This is a genomic window from Blastococcus sp. KM273128, assembly GCF_021698975.1.
Taxonomy (GTDB): Bacteria; Actinomycetota; Actinomycetes; order Mycobacteriales; family Geodermatophilaceae; genus Blastococcus.
In genome coordinates this window covers 25,230-39,410 of record NZ_SSXA01000014.1, presented here as the reverse complement: position 1 = coordinate 39,410, position 14,181 = coordinate 25,230, and the positions used below count along the sequence as shown (strand labels likewise).

Sequence of the window (14,181 nt, the reverse complement as noted above, 5' to 3'; positions counted from 1 at the left end):
CAGCGTGAGAGGCTCCCTCCCGACCGCGATCGACGGAGATCGGCCCGAACCGGCGAGCAGTCCCCCGGAGGAACCGTGTCCTATCTCCTGCGCCTGGTCCTGCCCGACCGCCCCGGCATCCTCGGCGCCGTCGCGACGGCGCTCGGCACGGCCGGCGTCGACATCGTCTCGCTCGACGTGCTCGAGCGCGGCCACGGCATCGCGGTGGACGACGTCGTCGTGGACCTCCCCGGCGACCGGCTGCCCGACAGCCTGATCACCGCCGTCCGGACCGTGCCCGGGGTGCAGGTGGAGTCGCTGCGCCCCTTCGCCGGCCCGCTGGACACCCACCGGGAGCTGGACCTGCTGGACGCGCTGGCCCGCGGCGACCGCCCGCCGACCGCGCTGCTCACCGAGTCGCTGCCACGGGTGTTCCACAGCGGGTGGGTGGTGATCCTGGACGACTCGGGGCAGCCGGCCCCGCTCGCCGACGGCGCGGTGCTGGCCGCGTCCGAGGCGGCGCCGTCCTTTGCCTCCCTGACGCTGCCGTGGCTCCCGCTGGCGGGGCCGCGGCTGCTGCCCAGCGACGAGCCGTGGCTGCCCGAGCGGTGGCAGGAGATGGCCATCGAGATGATGGCGGTGCCCTACGGGGCCGGTCGGGCCATCGTCCTCGGGCGCTCCGGCGGCCCGGCCTACCGCCGGTCGGAGCTGCTGCGGCTGGCGCACTTCACCGGCATCGCGAGGACGGTGGCACAGCTGCCGCCCGGCTGAGCCCTGCCGCCCACCTGAGTCCTGCCGCTCGACGCCAAACCGCGCGCCGGGGCCGCTGACCTGCACTTCCGCACCGAGCCGCCTTGCCGCGACAGGTGTTCGAACGTATGATCGAACGCATGGCGCAGGTCGCGGAGCACATGGGAGCGAGCAGCCCGGCCGCGCCCCGGTGCGCCACCACCTGCACCGCACCGACCCGACCAGCGGTGGTCCCGCCGGCTGCCGGGTGGGCGACCGGCCCGCTCGGCGCAGTGCAGGCAGCCGACCGCGAGATCGCCCGCCAGACGGCCCTGCGCGCCCGGGCGGTCGCCGAGTTCGCCGCGAGCCGTCCCGCGGCGTCCGACCGGCCGGCGGGTCAGCCAGGGGCGATGAGCGAGGAACGCCGCGCCGCACGTCCGGAGGTGCTGGCCGAGGTCAGCGAGTGGGCGGCGCAGGAACTCGTGGTGGCGCTGTCCCTCTCCACCCAGGCCGCCGAGCAACTGCTCACCCGGTCGCTCACGCTGGTGCACCGGCTCCCCGCGACGTTGGACGCGTTGGAGCGCGGCGAGATCCACCCCGGGCACCTGTGGCCGATGCTGGAGCGGGTGGCGACCATCGCCGACGCGGCGCGGCGGGCCGCCGTCGAGCGCGATCTGCTCGCGTGGATGTCCGGCCGGGTGACCACCCCTGCGCAGCTGGGCGCCAAGGCACGCCGCCTCGGCCTGGCCCGGGACGCACGTGACGAAGCCGCACGGTTGGCCGCGTCGCTGCAGGAGCGGGGCGTCTCGGTGCGGTCGGATCGACGCGAGGGGATGGCGGCCTTCGGCGCACTGCTCACGGTGCCCGAGGCGCAGGCGCTGCTCGACGCGCTGGGCCGGTACGCCGACGCACTGGACGAGCCGGAGGACCCCCGTACCCGTGGCCAGAAGATGGCCGACTGCCTGCTCGACCTGGTGCTGCGGCCCGGGGAGAACGACCTCCCCGCCGTGCAAGCGCAGCTCACCGTGGTGGCCGGGGTGCGGAGCCTGCTCGGTGGCGACCAGCCCGGTGAGATCGGCGGCGAACCGGTGCCGGCCGAGGTCGTCCGTGCGCTCGCCCGGGCCCTGGGCCTGCTCCCCGGATCGCCGGCGGATGGCTGCGAGAGCACCGGGGATGCGCCCGCACCCGACCGCGCGCCGGCAGCGAACCCTCGCGCCGACGACCGACCGGGAACCGTTACCGCCGGCGCCACGCCGGGCGAGCTCTGCCCCACCGACGCCGCCACGCCTGCCGACGCTCGCTCAGCTGACGCCGGGCCGGGCGAGCTCTGCCCCACCGACGGCTGGCCCATGGACACCTGGCCCACGGAGTGGCGGGAGGCCGACGAGCGGTGGTGGGCGGAGGTCGAAGCGCGTGCTCTCCGGGGTGAGTGGGGCGGCGCCGAGTACACACCGGAGGAGGAACTGTTCCGGCGATGGGCCGAGGAAGCGCCCTACGTGGCCTGGCTCGAGAGCGTCGGCGCCTTCGACGATCCCGCGCCCGCCGCTGACCCCGATGCCGGCTCGGGACCAGGAAGCCACCCTGATCTCAGCTCCGGTTCGTCGGGTCGCCCCGACCCCGCTCCCGGTTCCTCCGGCCGCACCGACCCCCACCCCGGTTCGTGGTGCGCCTCCCCTGCCGATCCCGGACCAGCACCTGGCCACCGGCCCGTGGCGGAGCCGGCACCCGCGATGGACGACGGGGACGGCGACGCGCGCTGGGCCGGCGCTCATGAGTCACTGCAAGCCGCCGCGGATGCCCTTCTCGACCTGGACCGGGCGATCGGTCGCGCCCGGCGGGCACAGGCCGACGCGCAGCGCGCCGACCGCGACGACGAGGACACGTGGCTGCGCAGTCCCTCGGGTCGGGTCACCGGTGCGCCGAGCGACCTGGACGCGTGCGCCGCCGCCGGGGAGTCCCGCCGCGCAGCCCTCGCCGCGCTGCTCGATGCCAGCGCCGGCGGGGCGCTGGTCGACCGGCCACGGATCGCGGTGGTCGACGAGCTCACCGGCGCACTGCTCGCGCTGACCGACAGCCGTGAGCTCCGCCGCCTGGCCCGCTGCGACGACGCCGCCTGCCGCCGAGCGCGGGCCCGCTGCCCGCACGACCTCACCGGCCGCCCCGGGCTCGGCCCGCCCGGCCCGACCGACGGGTACCGCCCCGGCGCCGCGCTCGACCGGTACCTCCGTGCCCGCGACCGCCGGTGCCGCTTCCCCGGCTGCCGCCGGCGCGTGCCGCTCGGCGGGGAGCTGGACCACGACCGCCCCTGGCCCGAGGGTCCGACCAGCGCGGAGAACCTCGTCGGCTTCTGCACCGGTCACCACCGGGGCAAGCACCAGGCGCCGGGCTGGCGGTACGAACTGGCCACCGACGGGCAGCTGACGGTGACCACCCCCACCGGACTGGTCGCGACCACGACTCCCCCGCCCTACTGACCCGGTGAGCGCTTCGCCAGACGGGCCGCCGCAGACGTCACCGCGCGGGCGTGGTGAGGAAACGTCGGCTACTCGGTGCCGTCACCGATGGTCGCTACCTCGCGGGCAGCGTCCGGGCCCTGCTCCAGCAGCACGCGGAAGCCGTCGTCGTCGAGGATCGGCGCCTTCACCTGCACGGCCTTGTCGTACTTGCTGCCGGGGTCGGCGCCCACCACGACGAAACCGGTCTTCTTCGACACCGACCCGGTCACCTTGCCGCCGCGCTCCTGGATCGCCGCGATCGCCTGGTCACGGCTGAAGTCCCGCAGCGAGCCGGTGACGACGACGGTGACGCCGGTGAGCGGACCCGGCGGCGCGTCCTCCGCGGCGTCGGCCATCCGCACACCCGCCTGCCGCCACTTCTCCACGACGTCGCGGTGCCAGTCGACGGAGAACCAGTCGCGCACGGAGCGGGCGATCGTCGGGCCGACCCCGTCGGCCGCGGCCAGCTCCTCCTCCGTCGCGGCCGTGATCCGGTCCATCGAGCGGAAGTCGCGGGCCAGCGCCTGCGCGGCGGTGGGCCCCACGTGCCGGATCGACAGCGCGACGAGCACCCGCCACAGCGGGACGTCCTTGCGGGTCTGCAGGTTGGCGAGCAGCTTGGCGCCGTTGGCCGACAGGGTGCCGTTCTTCCGCGTGAAGAACGCACTGCGGCACAACTGCTCCTCGTCCAGGAAGAACAGGTCGCCCTCGTCGGTGAGCAGCCGGCTCTGCAGCAGCGCGACCGCCGCCTCGTAGCCGAGGTTCTCGATGTCGAAGGCACCGCGCCCGGCCACGTGGAAGACCCGCTCCCGCAGCTGCGCCGGGCACGACCGGGCGTTGGGGCAGCGGATGTCGGCGTCGCCCTCCTTCTCCGGCCGCAGCTCCGTGCCGCACTCGGGGCAGTGGCTCGGCATCACGAACTTGCGCTCGTCACCCGTGCGCGCGGCGACCACCGGCCCCAGCACCTCGGGGATGACGTCACCGGCCTTGCGGATGACGACCGTGTCCCCGATCAGCACGCCCTTGCGCTTGACCTCGCTGGCGTTGTGCAGCGTGGCCAGCTGCACCGTGGACCCGGCCACCTTCACCGGCTCCATGAACGCGAACGGCGTCACCCGGCCGGTCCGGCCGACGTTGACCCGGATGTCGACGAGCCGCGTCGTCGCCTCCTCCGGCGGGTACTTGAAGGCGATCGCCCAGCGCGGCGCCCGCGAGGTCGACCCCAGCCGGCGCTGCAGCGCCACCTGGTCGACCTTCACCACCACGCCGTCGATCTCGTGCTCCACCGAGTGGCGCTGCTCGCGGTAGCGCTCGATGAAGGCCCAGACGCCCTCGAGGTCGGCCACCACCTCGAAGCGGTCGCTCACCGGGAGGCCCAGTGCCCGCAGCCCCTCGTACGCCTCCGACTGGCGCTCCGGCTCGAACCCGGTGCGCGCACCCAGCCCGTGGACGACCAGCCGGAGCGGCCGCGACGCGGTGACCTTCGCGTCCTTCTGGCGCAGCGAGCCGGCCGCGGCGTTGCGCGGGTTGGCGAACGGCGGCCGCCCCTGCTCGACCATGGCCGCGTTGACGTCGGCGAACGCCGCCACCGGGAAGTAGATCTCACCGCGGACCTCGAGCAGCTCGGGCACGTCCTCCCCCGCGAGCTGCTGCGGGACGTCGCGCATCGTCCGGACGTTGGCCGTCACGTCCTCCCCGGTCACGCCGTCACCCCGGGTGGCGGCGCGGACCAGGCGGCCCTTCTCGTAGACGAGGTCGACGGCCACGCCGTCGACCTTGAGCTCGCAGAGGTAGCTGCCCCCGGCCGCGCCCTCCCGCTCGGCCCGCGCCGCCCACGCCGACAGCTCGTCGCTGCTGAACGCGTTGTCCAGGCTCTGCATCCGCTCCAGGTGCTGCACCGGGGCGAAGGTGGCGGTGAAGCCGCCGTTGACCTTCTGGCTGGGCGAGTCGGGCGTGACCAGCGCCGGGTGCGCGGCCTCGATCTCCTTCAGCTGCGCCATCAGCTCGTCGTACTGGCCGTCGCTGACCAGCGGCTCGTCCCGCACGTAGTAGGCGAACGCGTACCGGTCCAGCTCCTCGGAGAGGTCGCGGTGCCGGGTGCGCACGTCGTCGGGGACCTCGGTGAGGTCCTCGCGGTCGGCCACCGGGGTGACGGACGGTTCGACGAGGTCGGCGTCGGTGCTCACGGTCGAACGGTATCCGGCGGGTACGACGGTCAACCGGCGCTCACCCGTCCGGTGGTGCGGTCAGCCGGGCTGCAGGTACTTCGCGGCCTCGCGCACCTGGCGCATGGCCGCGCGGGCGTAGGCCGGCGTCGCACCGGCCAGCCCGCAGGCGGGGGTCAGCGTCACCGCGTCCGGCAGGCGGTCGGCGGCGAAGCCGAGCTCCCGCCACCACGCCTGCACCCGCGTCGCCGTCGCCCTGGGCGCGGGCAGCGCGGCATCGGTGCCGGGGACGACGCCGGGCAGCAGGTGCACCCCCGCGTCCACCGCCTCCCCCACCGCGTCGAGGTCCTGCACCAGGCCCAGGTCGAACGAGAGCCCGGCCGCACCGGCGGCGCGGAACAGCCCCAGCGGCATCCGGGGCGCGCAGCAGTGCACGACCACGGGCCCGGGCAGCGCGCGCACCACGGCCGCCAGCTCCTGCTCCACGACGTCCGCGGCGACCGCCGGCAGCTTCCCGAACCCGCTCGCCGTCGGCAGCGCGCCCTGGAGGACGGCGGGGACCGACGGCTCGTCGAGCTGCACCACCACCCGCGCCCCGGGGAGCCGGGCCTGCACGGCCGCCACGTGCGCGGTCAGCCCCTCCGCCAGCGACTGGCCCAGGTCCCGGCGGGCGCCCGGGTCCACGACCGCGCGGTCGCCGCGGGTGCGCTCCAGCCCCGCGGCGAGGGTCCACGGTCCGGTCGCCTGCACCTTGAACGGCCCGGTCCAGCCGTCCGCCAGGTCGTGCAGGGCGTCGAGGTCACGGGCGAGGAACTCCTCGGCCCGCTGCTGGTCGATGCCGGGCCGCGGCACCAGCCGCCAGCCCGCCGGGGTGAGGTCGACGGCGAGGTCGACCAGCAGGGCGGCGCTGCGGCCGAGCATGTCGGCCCCGGCGCCCCGGCCGGGCAGCTCGGGCAGGTGGGCGAATTCGGGCAGCTCCCCCACCACGGTGCGCACCGCCTCGGCGGCGTCGCTGCCGGGCAACGACCCGACACCGGTGGCGGGGCCCCACGTCCCGGGTGCCGGACGCCCGCTCTCGGTCGATGCAGCCATGCCACGACGCTAGCCCGCCGGTCGGACGCCCCGGACGACGGTCGGCCGGGTCAGCAGGCCAGGCGCTCCGCGGTGGCCACCACCCGGGCCGGCGCGGGCGGGTCGACCGGCGACCGGGCCGCGAGGTGCTCCACGAAGGCGTCGGACAGGTCCGGCCCGCGGACCGCCCCGGCACCGGAGGCGAAGGCCGTGTACCCGTCGCTCCCCACCCGCAGGTGCGAGGTCAGGGCGATCCGGTAGCTCCCCGCGGGGTCGACCCGCTGGTCGCCGAGGACGAGGGAGCACGGGTCGACGCGATCGCCGGGCGGGCGCGCGGGGTCGTACGAGTAGGCGACCCCGCCGGAGACCTCGAGCGGGAACGGCCCCAGCCCGCCGTCCTCGGTGAACTGCTGCTCGAACGCCTGCCGGATCGTCGCCCCGGGGACGGTGACGACGTCGACGGTGTACGGCAGCGACACGACGGCGTACACGTCCCGGCGCCGGACCTCGCCGGAGTCTTCGCGGGCCACCAGGTCGGCGCGGATGCTGCCGCTGCTGGTGAAGGCGGCGAGCGGCGCCGGCCCGGCGACCTCGGCGGTCGCCGCGGCCAGCATCGCGTCCCCGACGAGCACGCCCAGCGGCGACGACGGGCCGGGGCCGCGGCGGACGTCGCCCGTCAGCACGGCGACCGGGGTGTCGCCCCCCTCGTCCTCCGCCCGGGCGGTCCAGTGCTCGACGATCCGGGCCACCTCCGGGTCCGGCTCCGACCGGAGCACCGGCACGGCGGTCGAGGTGACGGTGTCCCGCCGCACGTCCCCGTCGGCACCGACGACGAACCGGAGGTCGACGACCGAGGTCCCGTGCGGGCCCGCCTGCACGACGGGACGCGGGAAACCGTCCGGGTCGGGGAGCCGGCAGTCGTAGGCGCCGTGGGTGTGACCGGTGACGACGACGTCCACGGCCGGTGCCACGGCGGCGTTGATCTCCTCGATGGCCGTGCCGGCCAGGTCGCCGGCGCACTCGTCGTAGCCACCGCTCTGCGCCCCGCCCTCGTGGACCAGCAGCACGATCGCCTCCACCCCGCGGTCCTGCAGCTCCGCCACGTAGCGGTTCGCGGCCTCGGCCTCGTCGCCGAACTCGAAGCCGGCGATCCCGGACGGCAGCACCATCCCGGGGGTGTCGGCGGTCACGACGCCCACGATGCCGATCTCGACGCCGCCGGAGGTCTGCACCACCGCGTAGGGCGGCAGGACCGGGTCGCCGGTCCGCTGGTCGACGACGTTGGCGGCCAGGTAGCCGAACGCCGCCCCGCTGAAGGGCTCACCGGTGCTGTCGGCGAAGCACCCGGTCTCCTCGGCGACGACACCGGCGCACGCCTCCACGTCGTCCGAGAAGCTGCCGTCACCGGCGGCCGAGAGCCGCAGCAGCTCCTGCACCCCGCGGTCGAACTCGTGGTTGCCGACGGCGGAGAAGTCCAGCCCGAGCGCGTCGAGGACCTCCACCGCGGGCTCGTCCCGGAAGGCACCGGAGACGAACGGCGAGGCGCCGACCATGTCCCCGGCGCCCAGCGTGAGCGAGTCCTGCGGCTCCCCGCCGAAGTCGGCCCGCCGGTCGGCCAGGGTCCGGGCCAGGTGCGCCGCGCCACCGACGAGCTGCGGACCGTCGTCCTCGGTGCCCGGCCGGCCGTCGGCACCCGGGCCGGGCACGCCCGTCTCGAGGGTGCCGGCGGGCCCGCGGGGCGGGCGCAGCTGCCCGTGGAAGTCGTTGATCGCGAGGACCTGGACCTCGGTGTCCGTGGGGGCGGCGGGCACGGCCTCCGGCGCGGGTGGCCCGTCGTCCCCGGGTGCGGCGCCGGCGCGGCAGGCGGCCAGCACGAGGAGCAGCACCACCGCCAGGGCCGCTCGGGCAGGACGGACCCGGGGCACGGCACCTCCCGCTCCTCGGAACCAGGTCCCTGCGAGGTGATCACGGCTCCCCGCGGCCCGCCACTCGGAGCCGTCGCGGCCACGCCGTCGTCGGCGGGTGTTCACCGGCCCGTGTGCGGGAGGTCCGACGGCCGGTGGGGGGTCTCAGCCGCGCGTCGCGGTGGCGCTGCGGACGGCGGCCTGGCCCAGGACGAGGTCGCCGCGCAGCGGGTCGGGCGCGTAGAGCACCGCGGACTGCCCGGCGGCCACCCCGCGCTGGTCCTCGTCCAGCAGGATGCGCAGCCCGCCGGCGTCGTCCCCGGTCACCTCGCAGGGCACGGGGGTGCCGTGGGCGCGCAGCTGCACCTCCGCCCGGAACGGCAGCGCCGGCGCCGTCCCGGTCCACGTGGGCGCCGCGGTGACGACGCAGCACACCCCGGCGAGGTCGGCGGTGCCGATGGTCACCGTGCGGCTCACCGGCTCGATGCCGAGCACGTAGCGGGGCCGCGAGTCGCCGGCGGTGACCCCGAGCCCCCGCCGCTGGCCGACGGTGAAGCCGTAGGTGCCCTCGTGCTCGCCGACGGTCGCGCCGGTGGCGGCGTCGACGACCGGGCCCCGGCGGCTGCCCAGCCGGCGGGCCAGGAAGCCGCGGGTGTCGCCGTCGGGGATGAAGCAGATGTCGTGCGAGTCGGGCTTCGCCGCGACGCCGAAGCCGCGCTCGGCGGCGATCTCCCGCACCCGGTCCTTGGTCATGCCGCCCAGCGGGAACGCCGCCGCCGACAGCTGCTCGGCGGTGAGCACCCCGAGCACGTAGGACTGGTCCTTGGCGGCGTCGACCGAGCGCCGCAGCTCGCCGTCGGCCAGCCGCGCGTGGTGCCCGGTGACCACGGCGTCGAAGCCCAGCGCCCGCGCGCGGTCCAGCACCGCCGAGAACTTGATCCTCTCGTTGCAGCGCAGGCACGGGTTGGGGGTGCGCCCGGCGGCGTACTCGGCGACGAAGTCGTCGACGACGTCCTCGGTGAACCGCTCGGCCAGGTCCCACACGTAGAAGGGGATGCCGAGCTCGTCGGCGACCCGCCGGGCGTCGTGGGCGTCCTCGACGCTGCAGCACCCGCGGGCCCCGCTGCGCAGCGCCTGCCGGTCCGGGGAGAGCGCCAGGTGCACCCCGGTGACGTCGTGCCCGGCGTCGACGGCCAGGGCCGCGGCCACGGCGGAGTCGACGCCCCCGCTCATCGCCGCCAGGACCCTCACCGGCGCCCCGTCCCGGCCCGCCGGGCCCGCTCGACCACGGGGGCGATGACGGCGAGGAGCGCGTCGACGTCGGCGTCGGTGCTGGTGTGCCCGAGGCTGAACCGCAGCGAGCTGCGCGCCCGCTCCGGGTCGGCGCCCACGGCCAGCAGCACGTGGCTCGGCCGGGCCACCCCCGCGCTGCAGGCGGAACCGGTCGAGCACTCGATGCCCTTGGCGTCGAGCAGCATGAGCAGCGCGTCGCCCTCGGCGCCGGGGAACGACAGGTGCGCGTTGCCGGGGAGCCGGCCGGGCCCCGAGCGGACGACGTCGTCCAGAGCCGGCCCGTTGAGCTGCGCGTCGGGCACCTGCGCCACGACCCCGGCCACCAGCCGGTCGCGCAGCCGGGCGAGCTCGGCGGCCCGCTCGACGCGCCCGTCCACCGCCGCTGCGGCCGCCACCGCGAGCCCGACGATGGCGGCGACGTCCAGCGTGCCGGAGCGGACGTCCCGCTCCTGTCCGCCGCCGTGCAGCAGGGGCGTGCACTCGGCGTCGCGGCGCAGCAGCAGGACGCCGGCGCCCATCGGGCCGCCCAGCTTGTGCCCGGTCATGGTGAGGGCGTCGACGCCGCTGGCGCCGAAGTCGACCAGCACCTGCCCGACCGCCTGCACGGCGTCGGTGTGGAACGGCACGCCGACGTCGTGCGCCACCGCGGCGAGCGCGGCGACGTCGCTCACCGCGCCGATCTCGTTGTTGGCCCACATGACGCTGGCGACGGCGACGTCGCTGCCGTCGCCGAGCGCCTCGGCCAGCGCGGCCGGGGTCACCCGCCCCGAGGGCTCCACCGGCAGCCAGGTCACCTCGGCGCCCTCGTGCTTGGCCAGCCACTCGACGCTGTCCAGGACGGCGTGGTGTTCGGCCGGGCTGACGACGATGCGGCGGCGGCGGGAGTCGGCCGCGCGCCGGGCCCAGAACAGCCCCTTGACGGCCAGGTTGTCGCTCTCGGTGCCGCCGCCGGTGAACAGCACCTCCGACGGGCGCGCGCCCAGCGCCTCGGCCAGCCGCTCGCGGGCCTGCTCGGCCGCACGGCGCGCCGCCCGGCCGCTGGCGTGCAACGACGAGGCGTTGCCCACGCGGCCGAGCTGGCCGGTCATCGCCGCCAGCACCTCGGGCAGCATCGGCGTGGTCGCCGCGTGGTCGAGGTAGACCGGATCCGAGTAGGTCATGACGCGCTCAGGGTAGTCGCGGGGACGGCGGGGCCGGTTGCCGCCGCCGGAGCACCACCCGCCCGTGGGGCCAGCACCGCACCCGCGACCGCGACGGCCGAGAGCAGCACCACACCGGCCAGCACCGCGACCGGGAAGGACAGCGTTCCGCCGGCCGCGGCGGCGACGAGCACACCGACCACGCCGACGCAGGCGGCGGCACCGGTGACGTCGGCGATCTGGAAGGCGGCGGAGTCCGCGCCACGGGTCTCGTCCGAGGACCGCTCGAGCAGGAGGACGCTCAGGCTCGGCATGCCCAGCCCCATGCCGAGACCGGCCACCGCCCAGCTCGCGTAGGCGGGCCAGCCGCCGATCCCGGGGACGGCGATGGCGGCCGTGGCCAGCAGCCCGGCGGTGAGCACGCCGAACCCGAGCCGCAGCAACCGCACCCGCGACCACTGCGGGTTGCGGCCCTGCAGCTGCGAGGCGGTGGCCCAGCCCAGCGCACCCGCGGTGAGCGGGACGCCGGCGGCGGTGGCCGAGTAGCCGTGCAGCTCGGTGAGGGCCAGCGGCAGCAGCGCGTCCATGCCGAAGAAGGCGCCGGCCAGCAGGCCGCGGCCGGCGACCACCGCGGGCAGCCCCGGGCGGGCGACGGCGGTCCCCGGGGGCAGCAGCGGGCGCAGGCCGGCGACGAGGGTCAGCAGCCCGGCGACGGCGATCCCGGCCGCCAGGAGGTCCAGGCGCTGGCCGGCGTACTGCAGCGCGGCGATCCCGACGCCGGCCAGCAGCGCCCACCACCGGCGGGCGGAGGCGGGCACCGCGGGCGCGGCGGGCCGCGGCAGCGCCCGGGCGGCGGGCAGCACCAGACCGAGGCCCAGCAGGATGAGCGGCAGCAGGCCGAGGAAGACCAGCCGCCAGGTGAGGTGCGTGGTGACCAGCCCGGCGACGACGGGGCCGACCAGCGCCGGCAGCACCCACGCGGCGGCGAACGCGCCGAACAGCCGCGGCCGCAGCCCGGGTGCGAACGCCTGCCCGGCCACGACGTACAGGGCGACGGCGATCGCCCCGCCGCCGATGCCCTGCAGCGCCCGGGCGGCGACGAACAGCGCCATGTCGCCCGCGACGCCGGCGGCCAGCAGCCCCGCCGCGAACACCGCCACACCGGTCAGCAGCGCCACCCGGGGGCCGCGGCGGTCACCGAGGTCGCCGCCGACCACCATCCCGACCACCGAGGCGACGAGGAAGGCGCTGAACGGCCACGCGTACCAGGCCAGCCCGTCCAGCTCGGCGACCGCGGTCGGCATCGCCGTGGCCACCGCCATCGCCTCGAAGGCGACGAAGGTGACCAGCATCAGCAGGCCGGCGGTGGTGAGCCGGTGCGCCCGGTCGAACAGCGCCGGGGGCGCGACGGTGTCCACGCGGTGCTCAACCACCCGCGCTCCCGGCTGCTTCCCGCTCCCGGACATGCGTCGAGCGCCGACCCCCTCCCGGGGACCGGCGCTCAGACGTTGGTCCGACCTGCGCGGAGTGTCTCCGCTCAGCCGGCCCCGTCCAGAGGCTCCGGGCGAGCGGAGCGAGGCTGGAGGGGGACGGGGTGTTTTATTTGCGGGCGTTGATCTGCTCGGTGGCGGCCGGGACGACGGTGTTCAGGTCACCGACGACGCCGAAGTCGGCCAGCTCGAAGATCGGCGCCTCGGGGTCCTTGTTGATGGCGACGATCGTCTTGCTGGTCTGCATGCCGGCGCGGTGCTGGATGGCACCGGAGATGCCGACGGCCACGTAGAGCTGCGGCGAGACGGTCTTGCCGGTCTGCCCGACCTGGAAGCTGTGCGGGTAGAAGCCGGAGTCGACGGCGGCGCGGGAGGCGCCGACGGCGGCACCGAGCGAGTCGGCCAGGCCCTCGATGATCGAGAAGTTCTCGGCGCTGGCCACGCCGCGGCCACCGGAGACGACGATCGAGGCCTCGGTGAGCTCGGGGCGGCTGCTCTTCTGCTCGACGACGCGCTCGACGACGCGGACCTGCTTGGCGGCGTCGCTCACGGCGACGTCCACGGTCTGCTCGGCACCGGCGGCCGGGGCCGGCTCGGCGGCGATCGAGTTGCCGCGCAGCGTGTAGATCGGGGTGCCGACCGTGACCTGCGAGTGCACGATCGTCGCGCCGGCGAACGCCACCTGGGTGGCGGTGCCGTCGGAGGCGATCTCGGTGACGTCGGTGAGGAAGCCGCTGCCGGTCTTGACGGCCAGGCGGGCGGCGATCTCCTTGCCCTCCGGGGAGGACGGGATGACGACGGCGGCGGGCGACTTCTCGGCCACCAGCTGCGCCAGCACCTCGGCCTTGGGTGCCACGAGGTAGTCGTCGATGTCGGCCGACTCGGCGACGTAGACCGTCGCGGCGCCGTACTCCGCGAGCTGGTCGCGGACGCCGGCGGCCGTGCCGGGCGCGCCGAGGACGACGGCCGACGGCTCACCGAGCGCGCGGGCCGCGGTCAGGGCCTCCAGGGTGGTCTTGCGGACGCCGCCGCCGGCCGGGTTGAGCTCGGCAAGGACCAGGACCTCTGCCATGGGTGTTCTCCTCTTCCTTCGATCCGGGCGGGGGTCAGACGATCTTCTGGCCGGCGAGGTAGTCGACGAACTTCTGCGCGCCGTCGCCCTCGTCGGTCACCTTGACGCCCTCGCCCTTCGGCGGGCGGCCGGCGAAGTCGAGGACCTTGCTGGTGGCGGTGGCCAGGCCGACGCTGCCCGCGTCGACGCCGATGTCGGCCAGCGTCTTGGTCTCGACCGGCTTCTTCTTCGCGGCCATGATCCCCTTGAACGAGGGGTAGCGCGGCTCGTTGATCGTGTCCCAGGTCGAGATGATCGCCGGGAGCGGGGCCTCCAGGGCCCAGAAGCCGCCGTCGGTCTGCCGCTCCACCTTCGCGGTGCCGCCCTCGATGGTGACCTTGCGGGCACCGGAGAGCTGCGGGATGCCGAGGCGCTCGGCGAGCAGGGCGGGCATGACCGACAGCTGCGCGTCGGTGGCCTCCGCGCCGCACATGACCAGGTCGTACTCCATCTGGCCCAGCGCCGCCGCGAGGACGGCGGAGGTCTGCACCGCGCACGAGCCGTGGATGGCGTCGTCGACGACGTGCACGGCCTTGTCGGCGCCCATGGACAGCGCCTTGCGGATGGCGTCGGTGGCGGAGTCGGGGCCGACCGTGAGCACGGTGACCTCGCCGCCCTGCGCCTCCTTGATGGTGAGCGCCTCCTCGATGGCGTACTCGTCCATCTCGTTGATGACGTTGTCGGCGGCGGCCCGGGCGACGGTGTTGTCGGCCGGGTCCAGCTTCCGCTCACTACCCGAGTCCGGGACCTGCTTGACAAGAACGACGATGTTCATCGCGCTGAACCTTCCTCAGGACGCGTTCAG

At 75.7% G+C, this 14,181-nt stretch carries 10 protein-coding genes; 2 read left to right on the top strand and 8 right to left on the bottom strand.

Annotation, left to right across the window (positions count from 1 at the left end):
* Positions 1-75 precede the first annotated feature (75 nt).
* The gene (locus tag E9529_RS06350; RefSeq protein ID WP_236830283.1) at positions 76-750 is read left to right on the top strand and encodes an ACT domain-containing protein; all 675 of its coding nucleotides are present in this window, start codon (positions 76-78) and stop codon (positions 748-750) included.
* Between the two features lie 119 nt (positions 751-869).
* Complete coding sequence (locus tag E9529_RS06345) at positions 870-3,182, top strand: HNH endonuclease signature motif containing protein (RefSeq protein WP_236830282.1); 2,313 nt, start codon at positions 870-872, stop codon at positions 3,180-3,182.
* Between the two features lie 68 nt (positions 3,183-3,250).
* Here the strand turns inward: E9529_RS06345 and ligA are convergent, their stop codons facing one another.
* The 8 genes from ligA to E9529_RS06305 form a co-directional block, all read right to left on the bottom strand.
* On the bottom strand, positions 3,251-5,389 hold the full coding sequence (ligA, locus tag E9529_RS06340) for an NAD-dependent DNA ligase LigA (RefSeq protein ID WP_236830281.1): 2,139 nt from the start codon (positions 5,387-5,389) through the stop codon (positions 3,251-3,253).
* Positions 5,390-5,449: 60 nt separating this feature from the next.
* Positions 5,450-6,460 carry a methionine synthase gene (locus E9529_RS06335; RefSeq protein WP_236830280.1) on the bottom strand — a complete coding sequence of 337 codons (1,011 nt, stop codon included), beginning with the start codon at positions 6,458-6,460 and terminating at the stop codon, positions 5,450-5,452.
* 50 nt (positions 6,461-6,510) lie between these two features.
* Positions 6,511-8,364, bottom strand: a complete 1,854-nt coding sequence (locus tag E9529_RS22600) for a bifunctional UDP-sugar hydrolase/5'-nucleotidase (protein WP_236830279.1) — start codon at positions 8,362-8,364, stop codon at positions 6,511-6,513.
* Between the two features lie 144 nt (positions 8,365-8,508).
* Positions 8,509-9,594, bottom strand: a complete 1,086-nt coding sequence (gene mnmA / locus E9529_RS06325) for a tRNA 2-thiouridine(34) synthase MnmA (protein WP_236830278.1) — start codon at positions 9,592-9,594, stop codon at positions 8,509-8,511.
* Entirely contained in the window at positions 9,591-10,796 is a 1,206-nt protein-coding gene (locus E9529_RS06320; protein WP_236830277.1) for a cysteine desulfurase family protein, read from the bottom strand. Before E9529_RS06320 ends, mnmA begins: the two co-directional genes overlap by 4 nt.
* Positions 10,793-12,208: an MFS transporter gene (locus E9529_RS06315; RefSeq protein ID WP_236830276.1), complete on the bottom strand. Its 1,416-nt coding sequence runs from the start codon at positions 12,206-12,208 to the stop codon at positions 10,793-10,795. The genes E9529_RS06320 and E9529_RS06315 overlap by 4 nt, the downstream gene beginning before the upstream one ends.
* Before the next feature lie 166 nt (positions 12,209-12,374).
* Positions 12,375-13,337: an electron transfer flavoprotein subunit alpha/FixB family protein gene (locus tag E9529_RS06310; RefSeq protein ID WP_236830275.1), complete on the bottom strand. Its 963-nt coding sequence runs from the start codon at positions 13,335-13,337 to the stop codon at positions 12,375-12,377.
* A 34-nt stretch (positions 13,338-13,371) separates the two neighbouring features.
* Complete coding sequence (locus E9529_RS06305) at positions 13,372-14,151, bottom strand: electron transfer flavoprotein subunit beta/FixA family protein (protein ID WP_236830274.1); 780 nt, start codon at positions 14,149-14,151, stop codon at positions 13,372-13,374.
* Positions 14,152-14,181 lie beyond the last annotated feature (30 nt).

Coding starts and splice junctions, on each gene's coding strand:
- E9529_RS06345 (WP_236830282.1), top strand. CDS start 870: ATGGCGCAGGTCGCGGAGCACATGGGAGCGAGCAGCCCGGCCGCGCCC.
- E9529_RS06335 (WP_236830280.1), bottom strand. CDS start 6,460: ATGGCTGCATCGACCGAGAGCGGGCGTCCGGCACCCGGGACGTGGGGC.
- E9529_RS06320 (WP_236830277.1), bottom strand. CDS start 10,796: ATGACCTACTCGGATCCGGTCTACCTCGACCACGCGGCGACCACGCCG.
- E9529_RS06310 (WP_236830275.1), bottom strand. CDS start 13,337: ATGGCAGAGGTCCTGGTCCTTGCCGAGCTCAACCCGGCCGGCGGCGGC.
- E9529_RS06305 (WP_236830274.1), bottom strand. CDS start 14,151: ATGAACATCGTCGTTCTTGTCAAGCAGGTCCCGGACTCGGGTAGTGAG.